Origin of the sequence: Kribbella sp. VKM Ac-2571 (genome assembly GCF_004362255.1) — a bacterium.
GTDB lineage: Bacteria > Actinomycetota > Actinomycetes > Propionibacteriales > Kribbellaceae > Kribbella > Kribbella pratensis.
Window position 1 is genome coordinate 244,777 of the sequence record NZ_SNWS01000011.1, and the last position, 13,627, is coordinate 258,403.

The 13,627-nt window shown below is 65.8% G+C and carries 14 protein-coding genes and 3 tRNA genes; 10 read left to right on the forward strand and 7 right to left on the reverse strand.

The features are described 5' to 3' along the window. Window positions 1-66: 66 nt before the first annotated feature. Entirely contained in the window at window positions 67-417 is a 351-nt protein-coding gene (locus EV651_RS24690) for a metallopeptidase family protein (protein ID WP_202870493.1), read from the reverse strand. A gap of 84 nt (window positions 418-501) precedes the next feature. Here EV651_RS24690 and EV651_RS24695 point away from each other — a divergent pair. From EV651_RS24695 to EV651_RS24710, 4 genes are all read left to right on the forward strand, one after another. Next, a tRNA-Glu gene (locus EV651_RS24695) sits at window positions 502-574 on the forward strand. A 59-nt stretch (window positions 575-633) separates the two neighbouring features. Further along, window positions 634-710, forward strand: a tRNA-Asp gene (locus EV651_RS24700). 46 nt (window positions 711-756) lie between these two features. Continuing rightward, a tRNA-Phe gene (locus EV651_RS24705) sits at window positions 757-832 on the forward strand. Window positions 833-1,250: 418 nt separating this feature from the next. Further along, complete coding sequence (locus tag EV651_RS24710) at window positions 1,251-1,742, forward strand: hypothetical protein (protein ID WP_133787614.1); 492 nt, start codon at window positions 1,251-1,253, stop codon at window positions 1,740-1,742. Window positions 1,743-1,945: 203 nt separating this feature from the next. On the opposite strand, the gene EV651_RS24715 is transcribed toward EV651_RS24710, so the two are convergent. Then, the gene (locus tag EV651_RS24715; RefSeq protein WP_133787615.1) at window positions 1,946-2,896 is read right to left on the reverse strand and encodes a DUF3455 domain-containing protein; all 951 of its coding nucleotides are present in this window, start codon (window positions 2,894-2,896) and stop codon (window positions 1,946-1,948) included. Window positions 2,897-3,551: 655 nt separating this feature from the next. Between EV651_RS24715 and EV651_RS24720 the strand changes: the two genes are divergently transcribed. From EV651_RS24720 to EV651_RS24735, 4 genes are all read left to right on the forward strand, one after another. Further along, entirely contained in the window at window positions 3,552-5,138 is a 1,587-nt protein-coding gene (locus EV651_RS24720) for a M28 family peptidase (protein ID WP_166658758.1), read from the forward strand. Window positions 5,139-5,304: 166 nt separating this feature from the next. Next, on the forward strand, window positions 5,305-6,285 hold the full coding sequence (locus EV651_RS24725) for a VOC family protein (protein ID WP_133787617.1): 981 nt from the start codon (window positions 5,305-5,307) through the stop codon (window positions 6,283-6,285). A gap of 80 nt (window positions 6,286-6,365) precedes the next feature. After that, window positions 6,366-6,797, forward strand: coding sequence for a hypothetical protein (locus EV651_RS24730; protein ID WP_133787618.1), 432 nt, complete (start codon window positions 6,366-6,368; stop codon window positions 6,795-6,797). Between the two features lie 361 nt (window positions 6,798-7,158). Continuing rightward, entirely contained in the window at window positions 7,159-7,557 is a 399-nt protein-coding gene (locus tag EV651_RS24735; protein ID WP_133787619.1) for a hypothetical protein, read from the forward strand. 26 nt (window positions 7,558-7,583) lie between these two features. Here EV651_RS24735 and EV651_RS24740 read toward each other — a convergent pair whose 3' ends face one another. The 3 genes from EV651_RS24740 to EV651_RS41515 form a co-directional block, all read right to left on the reverse strand. Continuing rightward, window positions 7,584-8,066, reverse strand: a complete 483-nt coding sequence (locus EV651_RS24740) for a DinB family protein (protein WP_166658759.1) — start codon at window positions 8,064-8,066, stop codon at window positions 7,584-7,586. A 65-nt stretch (window positions 8,067-8,131) separates the two neighbouring features. Next, window positions 8,132-8,770, reverse strand: coding sequence for a hypothetical protein (locus EV651_RS24745; RefSeq protein WP_133787621.1), 639 nt, complete (start codon window positions 8,768-8,770; stop codon window positions 8,132-8,134). Between the two features lie 381 nt (window positions 8,771-9,151). Then, window positions 9,152-9,322, reverse strand: coding sequence for a hypothetical protein (locus EV651_RS41515; RefSeq protein ID WP_166658760.1), 171 nt, complete (start codon window positions 9,320-9,322; stop codon window positions 9,152-9,154). Window positions 9,323-9,618: 296 nt separating this feature from the next. On the opposite strand from EV651_RS41515, the gene EV651_RS24750 reads away from it, so the two are divergent. Together EV651_RS24750 and EV651_RS24755 are read left to right on the forward strand one after the other, a co-directional pair. Continuing rightward, window positions 9,619-10,749, forward strand: a complete 1,131-nt coding sequence (locus EV651_RS24750; RefSeq protein ID WP_133787622.1) for an XRE family transcriptional regulator — start codon at window positions 9,619-9,621, stop codon at window positions 10,747-10,749. Next, window positions 10,746-11,948, forward strand: coding sequence for a hypothetical protein (locus EV651_RS24755; RefSeq protein WP_133787623.1), 1,203 nt, complete (start codon window positions 10,746-10,748; stop codon window positions 11,946-11,948). The genes EV651_RS24750 and EV651_RS24755 overlap by 4 nt, the downstream gene beginning before the upstream one ends. On the opposite strand, the gene EV651_RS24760 is transcribed toward EV651_RS24755, so the two are convergent. Both EV651_RS24760 and EV651_RS24765 read right to left on the reverse strand, forming a co-directional pair. After that, window positions 11,898-12,371 carry a GNAT family N-acetyltransferase gene (locus EV651_RS24760; RefSeq protein ID WP_133787624.1) on the reverse strand — a complete coding sequence of 158 codons (474 nt, stop codon included), beginning with the start codon at window positions 12,369-12,371 and terminating at the stop codon, window positions 11,898-11,900. The genes EV651_RS24755 and EV651_RS24760 overlap by 51 nt on opposite strands. Before the next feature lie 107 nt (window positions 12,372-12,478). Further along, on the reverse strand, window positions 12,479-13,531 hold the full coding sequence (locus EV651_RS24765) for a serine hydrolase (protein ID WP_133787625.1): 1,053 nt from the start codon (window positions 13,529-13,531) through the stop codon (window positions 12,479-12,481). Between the last annotated feature and the right edge of the window lie 96 nt (window positions 13,532-13,627).

Sequence of the window (13,627 nt, forward strand, 5' to 3'; positions counted from 1 at the left end):
TTGGGCGATCCGGTCCCCGAAACCGGCCGCCAGAGGCTACCTCACGCAGCCGCGATCGGCCTAGGGTCAGCCGTAGCCGAGTTCGTGCAGCCGGGCGTCGTCGATGCCGAAGTGGTGCGCGATCTCGTGCACCACCGTGATATTCACCTCATCGACGACGTCGTCGACGTTCTCGCAGATCGCGAGCGTCGGGTTGCGGTAGATCGTGATCCGGTCCGGCAGTACGCCGCCGTAGTCGTGCCCGCGCTCGGTCAGCGGGATGCCCTCGTAGATCCCGAGCAGGTCCGGATCGCTCGCCGGCGGCTCGTCCTCGACGAACACCGCCACGTTGTCGATCAGCCCCGCCAGCTCCTCCGGCACCTCGTCCAGCGCCTGCGCCACGAGCCCCTCGAAGTCGCCCCGACTCATCTCGATCACCCCGCCAGTATCTCGTTTTGGAAGCTGGCGCGGTCTCCTCTATGCTTACGGCTGTCCCTGGAGCTTCGGCTCCCGCGGGTCCGAGTCCCCATCGTCTAGTGGCCTAGGACGCTGCCCTTTCAAGGCGGTAACGCGGGTTCGAATCCCGTTGGGGATACGGTCGAAAGACCGGTGCAAGAAGTACCTCGAAGATGCTGTAAGATCATCGAGTCATTTGGCCCAGTGGCGCAGTTGGTTAGCGTGCCGCCCTGTCACGGCGGAGGTCGCGGGTTCGAGTCCCGTCTGGGTCGCCAGGAGAAGGCGGCGGTGTCCACAACACCGCCGCCGAACTTTCTCCCCGGTCAGGTAGCTCAGCTGGTAGAGCGTCCGCCTGAAAAGCGGAAGGTCGGCGGTTCGAGACCGCCCCTGACCACCACCACCCTCTCCGCTTAACCGGAGAGGGATTTTTTCTTTCCCACGCACGCTCCGCCCACCCTCCGGCTCATCGCCGGCAAGGTTGCGAGGCACCGCTCGCGGTTGCGCGCTCAAGCGCGCGATGTGTGACTTCGTCGTTACCTCCTCTCAGCCCGTGCAGCGCACGTGCATGGTCGATCAGGAAGCGAATCCGGTGTCCCTTGGTGGGAATGTCCTCGGGACACACTCGGAGCAGCGATCGCGGCTGCCTTGACGTGGTCACCAGCACGTAACCCACGCCAGGCACACGCCTGGCGTAGGAACGTCCGGCACGACGATCGCGGTGGACCTTCTGCCCTGGATCACTGGTTCAGACCTCAAGCGTCCTGTAGCGTGCGCCGGGTTCTGCTCCGCCTGCAGCTTCTACGAACGAGGATTCCGTGAACCTTGACTTCGGCCTTGAGCCGCTCTTCTCCTGGTACGTCGTACTGCTGTGTCTCAGCGGCGTCGTGATGGTCGCGCTGGCCGCGTCCAAGACGGGCGACCGGTCGGCTGGTTCGCGTGCTCTCAGCGCGGTGGCCGGCCTCGGCTTCCTCGGCTACGGGATCTACCTCGGCTTCATCTTCGACGGCGGCAGCTACATGATGTTTTTCCAGGCGTTCATCCTGCCTGTACTGCTGGTCGTCAACTTCGTCCGTGCCCTGTTGAAGAACGACCAGACAGAGCTGCAGCCGCAGCCGTACCCGGGAGTCCCCATGCAGCCGCAAGCGGGCGCTCCTGCGCAGCCGCAGCCGTACCAGGGTGGTTCCATGGAGCCGCACCAGCCGTACGCGGACGGCCCCACCCAGCAGTACCCGGCCCAGCAGTACCCGGCCCAGCCGCAGCCGTATCCTGTCGACCCGACCCAGCCGCGCCCGACGCAGCCGAGCTGAACCCGCCTCGGCCGTTTGCGCTGCGGGGCGAGTGACACGCTGGCCCTCTCCGACCGCGCAGATTCCTACCCGGAAACGGCGACACTGATCGCCAGCAGTATTGGAAGACGATGGCCTCGACCCTCCGAGAGGGGTCGAGGCCATCATTTCGATCGAACAAGCGTCAGATGTGGGGACGTGGCGACTCCGTCAGATCGCAGTGGCTAGCCGTTGATGAACACGTAGTCGGCCTGGTACGGGATGTTGACGAGTGGAGTGGTTTGCGGGTCGCAGGTGCCGGTCGGGGCGACGCCGCCGACTGTGTTGAGGCGAAGCACCTCGACGGCGTTCGACAGTAGTCCGGAGGACTTGCCGATCTGGGTGGCGTCGAGGTCCAGTTCGGCGATGTTGCCTGTTCCGTTGGCGTTCTTGGTGACGACCTTGCCGGTGACAGCACTGCCGTCGGCTGCTTGCCATTGCGGCGGGCCGGCGGCCGGCTGAACGAAGGTGTGGTGGATGCCGCCGGTGAGGCGCGCCTCGACGTTGTTCTGGGTGAACGCGAACGAGCCGTCGGATTGCACTGTGCAGGCGTAGATCTGGCTACCCAGGACGACCGACTCCTGCACTGCAGCCACTCCGGTCGTGCTGACCGCGTGACTCAGCCGGTGTAGCTGGGCACGTACGGCGCCGTTCGGGAACTCGTTGGTGCGTAGGTCGGTGTAGAAGCCGCTCGGGTCGGAGCTCAACGCGGCAAGCACGGTCGGGTCGGTGACCGTGACGCTGCCGGAGGCGAAGCTACCCGACGGACGGCTCGTGGTGAACAGAGGCACGACGACGGGGCCGTTCACTCCTCGACCGGCGGTATGGATGGCTGCCTCGGTCGGGGTCGCGATGCCGCGCCATGACACCGAGAAGCTGAGCGTGTTGCCCTGAATGCCGATGAGTTCCAGTGCCTGCCCGTCCGGATCGCCGGCCGTCACCTCGTTGCGGCCCTCCAGGCTCGCGATCAGGACGGCGGGGGCCGCGGTCGGGTCGCCGGGAACGGTGACGCCTGCCGGCAGTGTCGCCTGGCTGTTCGCCGACGCCGCGCTGATGGCGAGCGTGGCGGACGTGGCAGTCGCGACGAGAGCGACGCCGATGCCGCGGGCCAGGCGGCGTTTTGTGCTGCTATACATGACGATTGTCCTTCCGGATCTGTGGCCGACGCTTGTGCACGGCCCACGTCAGGTAGTACGGCGATCTGCCAACTGGCGCCCAACGGGAACCCGCGACAAACCTCACAGCCACCTAGGTGAACCGAAGCGATGCCGCCTACGTGTCGCGCCGAGGATCTGATGGTGAAGGATGAGCCCTTCATGCCGGAACGACGATGGTGGCGTTGCGACGGCAGCTGGTTGGGGGCCGGTTCTGGTGATTGGGCTTCCGGCGGGGACTCGGGTGGATCGTTGGCCTCGGCGTCGGGTGTTGCTGGCCACTGACTTGGTGTCTGCGTGGCCTTGGCCGCGGTTCCGATCGCGGCGTAGGTCGGCGTACTCAGCATCCGCGCCTTGCGCGATTTCCCCGGCGTACGCGGGATCACCGGTAGTGGTCGCGACGCACCACTGGGTAGTTGTGGTTCACCACTGTCCATTTGGCGGCATTGGGCGTATCAACGGCAATAGCGCCGCATCGGGGGTTCAACGGCAAACCATCGCAAGGCTCGTCGACAACGACGCCGGCGGGATTCGCTGTCAGCAAGGGGGAATCACGATGGGCTCACGACACGGACGACGTCGAGGATGGACGCTCGCGATGGGCTCTGTGGCCGCGGTGACCTTCGCTACCGTGGCCATGTCACCAGTAGCTTCGAGCGCTACCGCCACAAGTCCGAGCGCCGATGCCACCCCGGCGGCCTGCGCGAACCGGGTCAACAACACCCCGCAGAAACTCGTCGACTGCGTCAACAAGGACGATCTCTGGGCCCACATGGTCAAGTTCCAGCAGATCGCGGACGCCAATCCGGGCGCGGACGGCCACCCCTCCCGCAATTCGGGGGAGCCCGGCTACAAGGCCTCCGCCGATTATGTGGCCGGCGTGATGAGAGCAGCGGGCTACAACGTGACGTTGCAGGAGTACAAGTTCCACTACTTCAGCTTCGTCGGGACCCCGGTCATGCGGGAGGACTCGCCGACACTCCAGTCGTTCGGGCTCGGCACGGAGTTCAACCCCGGGCCGGTCGTCGGCTCGACGACCGCGAAGGTCCAACCCGTGGCCGGCATTGTCGTGCCCGCGACGCCCACACCCAGCTCGGCCAGCGGCTGCGCAACCGTCGACTTCGCCGGGTTCGTGCCCGGCAACATCGCCCTGATCCAGCGGGGCACGTGCACCTTCGCCCAGAAGGTCGCGAACGCTGAAGCCGCCGGTGCTTCGGCGGCCGTCATCTTCAACGAGGGCAACCCAGGACGTACCGGCCTGTTCACGGGAGGCCTGTCCGGTGACGAGCACATTCCCGTGCTCTTCACGACGTACGCCGTTGGCACCCAACTCCTGACGCAGTACGTCCCGGGCTCGGGACCGGTCCTGACCGTCGACGTCCAGGCCATCGACGACCCGAACCGCTCGGACTGGAATGTCATCGCCGACTCCAGAGGCGGTGACCCGAACAACATCCTCGTCATCGACGCGCATCTGGACGCCATCTACGGAGCCGGGATGCTCGACAACGCGTCCGGCTCGGCCACGATCCTTGACATCGCCCAGCAGTTGAAGAGCACCACCACTCGCAACAAGCTGCGCTTCATCTGGTTCGGTGGCGAAGAGGTCGGTCTGCTCGGCTCGGAGTACTACGTCAGCACCCTCCCGGCCGACCAACTCGCGAAGATCAAGTTCGACCTGGACGCCGACGTGACGGCGACACCGAACTACGTGGCGGGCGTCCTCGACCCGAAGGACGGCGTCACATTGTTCGGTCGCGACCCTGGTACGCCGATGCCGTCGAGCATCTGGGCTCCCTCGGCAATCGGGCGCGACTACGGGATCCAGTACCTCAACTCGATCGGGCAGAACCACATCCTGTTCTCCTCCGACGGCACGGACGCCTTCATGTTCCAGCAGGCCGGGATCCCGGCGAGCGGTGTCCTCACCGGTCAGGACTGCTGCAAGCTCGCGTCGGACGTCGCCCTGTTCGGCGGCTACGAGGGCAACTTCGAGGGCAACATTCCCAGCACCGACGGAGGCTGCGTGGACAACCCGTTCCGCTGGTGCGACAACCTCAGCAACAACGACCCCGAGGTGCTGACCTGGATGTCCAAGACGTTCGCCAACATGGTCGGACACATGGCCTACGACACCCAGGTGTTCGACTCCACCAAGCCCGGCACCGGCCACATCACCAAGGGCGGCCTGAAGCTCGCTCCCAAGCCCGCAATCACCAGCTGACCAATCTCAGACCGGGCGCCGTCTCCGACCGGAGACGGCGCCCATTACTGCAGCCCTGAGTAAGCACTCACTGGCATCCTCACCATTCAATCCCGGAATCGTGGTGCCCGGCCGGAGGCAATGTCTTTAGTTGATGGGGTGGATCGGCTGGTGTGAGACTGCGGAGATGCCTCGGGATCTCGTCGAAGTTGCCTGTTGCTGGGTCGATGCGTTGGAACAGGGGGACGTACCGGCGGCCAACGCGGTCAGCGGTCTTGTCGGGTGGGATCCGGGTCCGTGGATCGCCGAGGCGTGGCGGCCAGATGTGGAGGAGCTCGCGGGGTCGGGCCGGACTGTGAGCAGTGCGCGGCAGGTCAACGACCGCATGGTCCGCGTCGTCCTGGTCGGCGAGCGTGGACAGGCGTTCGTGAGCGTGGTGCTCGACGAGGACGCCAAGGTCGTCGGTACGTCGGTCGGCTCCGACGAGCATGACGGACGATTCTGGGTCGTCGTGGGCTGCCCCGAGGAGCGGGAGGACGAACTGCGGGCGTTCTACACGATGCTCACCCATGGACGGATCGGGACAGGCGAGGGCCGGATGCGCCCTCCCCGCTGGCGCGATCCGGCACATCCGACGCAGATCCATCTCGACGTGCTCGTCGCCGATCTGGAGGCCGCCGAGCGCGCGGCGCTGGAGCACGGGGCGACGAAGCTGGAGGAGTTCCCGGGCTGGCGGGTGTACGCCGACCCTGTGGGCCATCCGTTCTGCCTCTATCCCGGTCTCACCGAATCCACGGATCGATTCGGCACGCTCGTCCGCGTGGTGATCGACTGTGCCGATCCAATACCGCTGGCCCGGTTCTGGGGCGGCGTGCTGGACATGCGCCGTACGGTCGAAAACTCACCCGACCGGGTCGTGATCGCCCGCGACGACGACCGGTTGCCGATGATCGCCTTGCAGCGCGTCCCCGACTACCATCCACCGCGCTGGCCCGACCCCGACTTCCCGCCACAGATGCACTTCGACATCGGCTTCGACGACCGGGCCGAGAAGGAACGCCTCGCCCTCGCGCTCGGAGGGACCCTGCTACCACCGCAGGGCGGCAGCTGTCCCGTGTACGCCGACCCCGCCGGCCACCCGTTCTGTCTGTGCTACAAGGGCGAATGAGCCGACCCATCGCCGGAGCGATGTGTGTAGGCTGACCGGCGCTTGCAGCATGATCGATCACGGTTCTGGGGGGACAGGGAATGCCGACGTACGAGTGGACCGCGGCGAACGATGGATACCGGTCGCCTCGGAGCCCGTGGCGGAGGGTTCAGATCGTCATCGGCTTGGGTGTGCTGGCGTGCCTGTGCGTCTTCGCCGTGCGCTACATGACAGGTGCGCCAGGAGACGGTACGCCGGTCCTCGACACGACGAGCTACAAGACCAACGTCGATTGCCAGGTCAACACAGTCGGATCGCAGGGCACAGTAACGATCAACGGCACGATCACCGGCGATGCGCCGAGCTACACGGTGACCGTCGACGTCCTCGACGCAGCCTCTCAGCAGAGGATCGGCGGACAGACCTTCGAGGTCCGCGATACAACCACCTTCGGAGGAACCACTCCGGCGCAGGCTCCCATCGGACCAGCCGGCATCGAATGCAAGATCACCAAGGTCGGCCCAGCGCACTGACCGCAACGCGCGAGCATCCGGCGGATGGCGCAACCCGGCAAGGCGCCTACACTTGCCCCGCGGGCTGGTAGGCCGCGGACTGGCCCCGGCAAACTTGCCGACGATAACCTGGCGAGCTAAAGTTGCCGGCATCAACCACCCGTCCCCTCGTGGGACGGGTTTTTTTGTGCCAGTCGTGACCCGCTGCTCGGTACGCGCGGGTTGTTTGAGTTGCGCCTATCCGGCTGGACCTCACGCATCCGGAGTGATTGGCTGAGGTATGGCTCGGCTGCCGCTAGTGCTTACTGGGGGGCCTGCGGTGGGGAAGAGTGTGACGGGGCGGGCTCTTGCGGAAGGGCGACCGCGGTGTGCGTTTGTTGATGTGGATGATGTGCGGCAGTTGGTTGTCGCGGGTGGTGGTGCGCCTTGGGAGGGTGCGGAAGGGCGGGATCAGCAAAGGCTCGGCGTGATGAACGCCTGCAGTCTGGCTCGCAATTTCGTGGCCGTGGGCATCGAGGTCGTCGTCGCCGACGTACTCACGCCGGAGACCTGCGCCTTGTACAGACAAGAGCTGCCGGGGTGCCTGATTGTGCATCTGACAGTCAGCTTTCCGGAGGCGCTGCGGCGTGCGGCGTCCCGCAAAGTCTGGCTGACTGACGATGAATTCCGGATGCTCCACGAGGCTGACGTCGCGAACCCACCGGCCGCTGACCACCGTATCCAGGTAGACGGACTCGACTTGCAGGACCAAATCCATACGGTGGCACGAGTCTGGGAGTAGACCGATATCGCCGTACGGCGGATGCCTCAGTGGCCCGTTGTTCCGTCGAGGGATTCTCGGATGATGTCGGCGTGGCCGTTGTGGCGGGCGGTTTCCTGGATCATGTGGACCAGGATCGCCCGCAGGTTGGCCTCGGCGCCCGACGGCGTCGTGACCACGTCGTCGAGTTCGCCGGCGGCGACGACGGCCCGGGCCCGTTCGCAGGTCCGTAGGTACTGTCCGACCACGACGTCGGCCGTCTCATCGGGACCGACGCGGAAGTCCGCATCCGGGTCACCGTCGGTCGGGAAGAGGTCTGACTCGGCCAACCCTGCATAGATCTTGACGAACCAGCCGTGCTCCGTTTCGGCCAGGTGTTTCACCAACCCCAGCAGACTGAGTCCAGATGGTGTCATCGGCCGGCGTAGTGGCTCGGCTTCGAGCCCTTCCAGCTTGCGGAGCAGGGTGGCGCGGTGGAAGTCGAGCTGCTGCGTCAGCGCGTCGCGCTCGTCAGCCAGACGATTCGGCACAGTCCGCTCCACGGGCGACATAAACACCATGCGCCGACAATACGACCGACGTACGAGGCGCTGGGCTACTTGAGGGAGAGTCTGGCTCCTGTGGAGGAGCTGATTATCGCTCGGTCTCCGAGCGGGGCGGTGAGGGTCACGGTGGCTGGGGTGCTCACGCCCACATCCACGCAGCCGCCCTTCAGTGGGCTGTGGCTTCCGCCGATGATCACCATGTCGTCGAACTCGACGACATGGGCTGTCAGGTTCGGGTCGCACTTCCCGTGGTGGAGGTTGAAGGTCAGCGAGTTGCCGTCGACCTTCGTGAGTCTGCCGACGGGGAGAAGGTTGCGGTCCAGCTCGGCGAGGCCCGGCAGCGGGGCGGGGTCGACCAAAGGCTTGAGCACCTCTACGGAGATTGCCAAGGCGACGATAGGTCTCGACAGACCCTTTGCGGTGAAAGACCACGCCGGCGCCGTCGCGCGGCCCGCGCTCGTGTCCACGTCAACTGTCTTCAAGGAGCCGCCGGTGATCGTGAGTTTGCACTGCGATACCGGCACCGCCATGTGTCCGCAGTTGTCGTAGGTGTCTCCGATCGCTTCGGTCAGCGCACGCCGAGGATCGAGTACGTTCGTAGAGACACTCGGTCCGTCGCCGAAATCGATGCGGGTCGTGCCGCCAGATCCGAGTTTCACGCCCGGCGCGATGGTCACGTGCCCGGCCATCCAGGCAACCTTCTGCTCGGTCGTGTCGAAGCCCAGACCGGGAGTTCGGGACGAGTACAGGAAGATTCCTTCCGGAGGCTTCGGGATCCCTGCGGCTCGGACGACTGCTGCGACAGCGTGCGCCCGGTCGAGAAACGCCGGAGTCCCAGGACCTGACGGGATCTGCCCCGGAACCGCGGCATGAGCCGGCTGAGAGGTGGGCGCCGCGCTGGTTGCAGCAGAGTTCCCACATGCCGACAGAGTCAGGGCGCTGAGCACAACTAGACAGCTGATGGGCCTCATACCCACAGGACGCGGCAGGCCCAGCAAATCGTTGCGGCCGTCAGGGGCGGAGAGGGCCGAGCAATAGGCGGCGGCTTACGAGGACAGCTAGCAGTAGCGCTATCGGGCCTGCGTGTACATCCAGATCACCGTGGCCAGGCCGGCAGCCATCAGGAACCACAGGACGATCGCGGCGCGTACGTCGGACCGCTTGCGGACCACTGCGCGGTCTGAGGTGCGTGAGAGCAACGCAGGCACCAGATAGCGCCTGGTACTACGAGGTACGAACACCCCGTCCGGATCCTCGGAATTTCTCCTGTCTCCGCGCGTCGCGTGGTTTCAGTTGGCTTCAGGTCGACTTCAGTATTACGGTAGATCCACGGTGTAACTGCGGTCAATCGCCAGTTTGTCAGGAGCAATGGCGATCCGAGCCGCATAGAGAGCCCCCATTCCGAGGACAGCAGGACGGCTGGGCAACCCCCGGCGGTGCGCGGTACAGCAGGGCTCGGTGAAGTCGGGTAGAGCTGGGTGTAGGATCGGCCGATCCGCCGCACCCGCAAGTTGGTCGACCATTTACGGGAGTGAGAGTGGCCCCTTCTTCAGAGGCCGTACGACTCGCCAGGCGACTTCGGGACCTACGGGAATCCGGGCGACTGACTCAGAAGGAACTGTCGAGTGCGCTGAGCACCGGCGAGACCCGCGTCGCGGTGGCAACGATCAGCTCCTGGGAGTCGCAGTCCAACCCGAAGCTGCCCCCGGAGGAGCGGCTGCGCTCGTATGCGCTGCTCTTCGCGATGTCCGAAGTACCCGAACGGCTGCCGCGCGAGCAAGACCTGAGCGGAGCCGAGCGGGAGCGCTTCAACGCACTTCACCGTGAGCTGGGCACGCTCCGGGAGGACGTACGCCACCAGCAGACCGGCTCCCCGTCCTCCAGCAACTCGTACACCTTCGACTTCGAATCCGGGCGGATCACGCTCATCTGCCCGGAGGTCCCGGAGCTGGGACGCTCTCCGCTAGCGGACGAGAAGAACCCGAACCACACCAAGCTCTACAAGTACGCCGACCTCGACGCGCTGATCGAGATGTGGGGTCATGTGCGCGCCTCCAACCCCGAACTCCGGGTCCGGCACCGCCTGCCGACGGAGGTGAGCGCGGATCACCTGTCCGGCCATCTGATCCTGATCGGCGGTATCGCCTGGAACCGGGTCACCAGCCGGCTGCTGCGGGTTCTCGACAACCTGCCGATCCGGCAGATGTCGGTGCCGGATCTGGCCGACGGCGAGATCTTCCGCTCCCGCGACGGCCAGGAGTACCGGCCGATCTGGGAGGAAAGCAAGGAGCCCGTCCCCGAGGACGAGGCACCGTCGCAAGAGGAGCTCGAGGCCGAGCAGGCCCAGGACGCGTGGCGCGACGAAGTCCCCCGGGAGCTCGTCGAGGACGTCGCCCTGTTCGCGCGGCTGCCCAACCCGTTCAACCACAGCCGCACCATCACGATCTGCAATGGGGTCTACAGCCGCGGGGTGCTCGGCGCGGTGCGGATGCTCACCGACGACGCTGTCCGCGACCGCAACGAGGCCTACCTGGCCGACAGATTTCCAGGCGGTGTCTTCGGCCTGCTGATGCGAGTTCCGGTCGTCAACGGCGAAGCCGTCACCCCCGACCTCGAAATCGCGGACAACCGCCTTTTCGAATGGTCCCCCGAAGGGGACGACGAATGAGCCGTCAGATCAGGCATGGCCAGTCCCACGCGGGGCTTCTCCGCGACGGCTCCGCTCCGGTAGCAGCCTCTGCGAACACCCGGCTGGACGCGATCGTGGTCCCGGCCGCGCGCCCGTCCTTCGCGTTGCAGGAGGTCATCAGCCTGTCCGCCGCGTTGTCCGTGCCGCTCGTCGTCCTGTGCAGCCGGCAGGCGCAGGTCGCGCAGGTGGCACGCCGGGTGGAGAAGACCTTGGGCGCGCAGGCGCTCGTCGTCGAGGTGCCCGAGAACTACCGGCCCCCGTGCGATGCTCCGCTGACGTCGGGCGCGGACTTCCAGACGGCCTCGGCCAACCGATCCAGTGATCTGAGCGCGAAGCGCAACATCGGTCTGCTGCTAGGCCGGATGTGCGGATGGAACAAGATTCTGTTCGTCGACGACGACATCAGGGGTTTCAGCCCACGCGACGTACGCCGTCTTGCCGGGTATCTCGACCGGCATCCGGTCGCGTCGATGGTCAGCCGGTACTTCCCCGACAACTCGGTGGTCTGCCACGCGCGGCGGCTCGCGGGCTTCAAGCAGGACGTGTTCGTCAGCGGCGCCACCCTCGGCGTGAACCTGCGGCATCCGGACCTGTCGTTCTTCGCCGACGTCTACAACGAGGACTGGTTCTTCTTCGCCCGGCATGCGGCGGAGCGGTCGTTGATGAAGATCGGCGAGGTCAGCCAGCTGGAGTACCGGCCGTTCGCCGATCCGCAGCGAGCGGCCCGCGAGGAGTTCGGCGACCTGCTGGCCGAGGGACTGTACGCGGCCTTCGAGCGCCGGTCGGGCTCGAGCTTCGAGCAGCAACTGGCGATCGCGACCCGAACGAGCTACTGGCAGGACTTCAAGGACATCCGGCTCAAGACGATCACCGAGACGATCGAGGCGCTTCCGCGTGTCCAGCTGTGGGTCAGCGAGGCCGACTACAGCGGCGCGAAGAAGTCGCTGCAGATCGCCAAGGAGCAAGCGGAGGGCATCTCGCCCGACCTGTGCGCGGACTTCATCGTGAACTGGCAGGAGGACGAGCGTCGGTGGCAGAAGATGCTCGGTCATTTCCCGCAGGTCAGGAGAGAACGGGACGCACTGGCCGAGCTCCAGCTGCCGACCTGGATCTCCTGTGGCTACGGACTACCCACCGAATCGGAGACGAATCTCGCGCCGGCCGGAGCCGTCTGCTAGTAGCTGACGTTCTCCGGTCGCGTAGAAGCCCAGTCGCTCGTACACCTGGCGTGCGATCGTATTCGTGTCCAGGACCCAGACGCGCCACTCGGTGACGTCGGGTTCGACCGCCGCCAGGTGCCCGAGGACCGCTCGCAGTACGCCGTTGCGGCGGTATCTCGGGTCCACCCAGACGGACTCGATGTGGCGTTCGTGCGGCGGCCGGGCGGCGACGCGGACGGAGCTGGCCAGGCCGATGACCCGGGACTCGTCCCGGGCCACGGCCCACCGCATACGGGTGAAACGTTCGCGCCAGCCGTCCTCACCGACGGTCACCTCGTCCTCGTAGTCGGCGATGTACGCCGACGGAGAATCCTTCAGGGCCCGGAGACGGACGTCCCGGGCGATCGGCCAGTCGTCGGCACCGAGTATGGCGAGTTCCAAGGTCCCGGACCCCTTCGGGAGATGGCATCAAGGCATCCATACCAGTGTCGCCGTTTCTCTCGGTCACCAAACCGGCGAGCCGACAATGTCACATCCGGCAACCGGTTTCAGTGACAGACCGCCTGGTCCACGAAGGCGTCCACGGATTTGTCCGGGTTGTCCGGCAGGTGCGGAGTCACGGCGACGGTGACCTGCCGCCTGGTGTCCTCCGTGGAGAACGAGTACGCCTGGTACGCCAGCGCGTCGCCGTCGTTTCCGTACACCCGGACCTTGCAGCTGGTGTCATACCAGGCCAGCCCGAGGCCGTACGTCCCTTCTGGGAGACCAGGCTTCTTCATTGCCTCGAGCAGCCGGGCCGGGAGCAGTTGCCCGCCGAGCAGGGCCGCGAAGAAGCGGTTCAGGTCGCGCGTCGTGGAGATCATGTCGCCACTGGCTCCGAACAGCGTCGGGTTCATCTCGGTGAAGTCGAGTTGGGCGCCGTCCTTCGGGATGTAGCCGTGCGCGTGCGGTCCCTTGATGTACGGCGACGTACCGGGAAGCGACGTACCGTGCAGCCCGAGCGGGCGGATCAGGCGGCGCTCGATCTCCTCGGCGTACGTCCGGCCGGTCGCCTTCTCGATGATCTCGCCGATCAGCAGATAATTGGTGTTGGAGTAGTCGTACTGCGAGCCCGGGTTGTCGAACACCGGCGGATTCGCGAGGGCCCGCTCGATCTGCTCGGATGCGGTCCACGTGCGATAGCGCAGCGCATAGAACTCCGCGCTCGGTGGCATCGGCAACGTTTCCTTGAAGTCGTACAAACCGCTGGTGTGGTTGAGCAAATGGCGCACTGTGATGTTCGCGCCGTTCGGCACGACACCCGGCAACCAGCGTTCTACCGAGTCCTCGAGCCGAATCCGCTTTTCGGCAACGAGTTGCAGTACGACGGTGGCGACAAAGGTCTTCGTGATACTCCCGATCCGGAATCGCCCCGCCACCGGGACCTTCCGTGAACTGCCGAGTTCCGCAACCCCACTGCTCCCCCGCCAAACCGCTCCGCCGTCCCGCACTTCAGCGACGGCCCCGATGGCCACCACGTCGTCGAGCCCTTTCTGCAACGGCGGAGCCACCGCCCCAGACGTCAATCCAACAACCGCCGCCGTCACCAATGCCACCAGCATGCCGATCTCCCTCTTGTGTGTCCGCTGGCCTCAACCCTCCCGGCAGCGGACCACACAGACATCGGGGATCGCCCTGGGATTCACCCGGTCAGACGA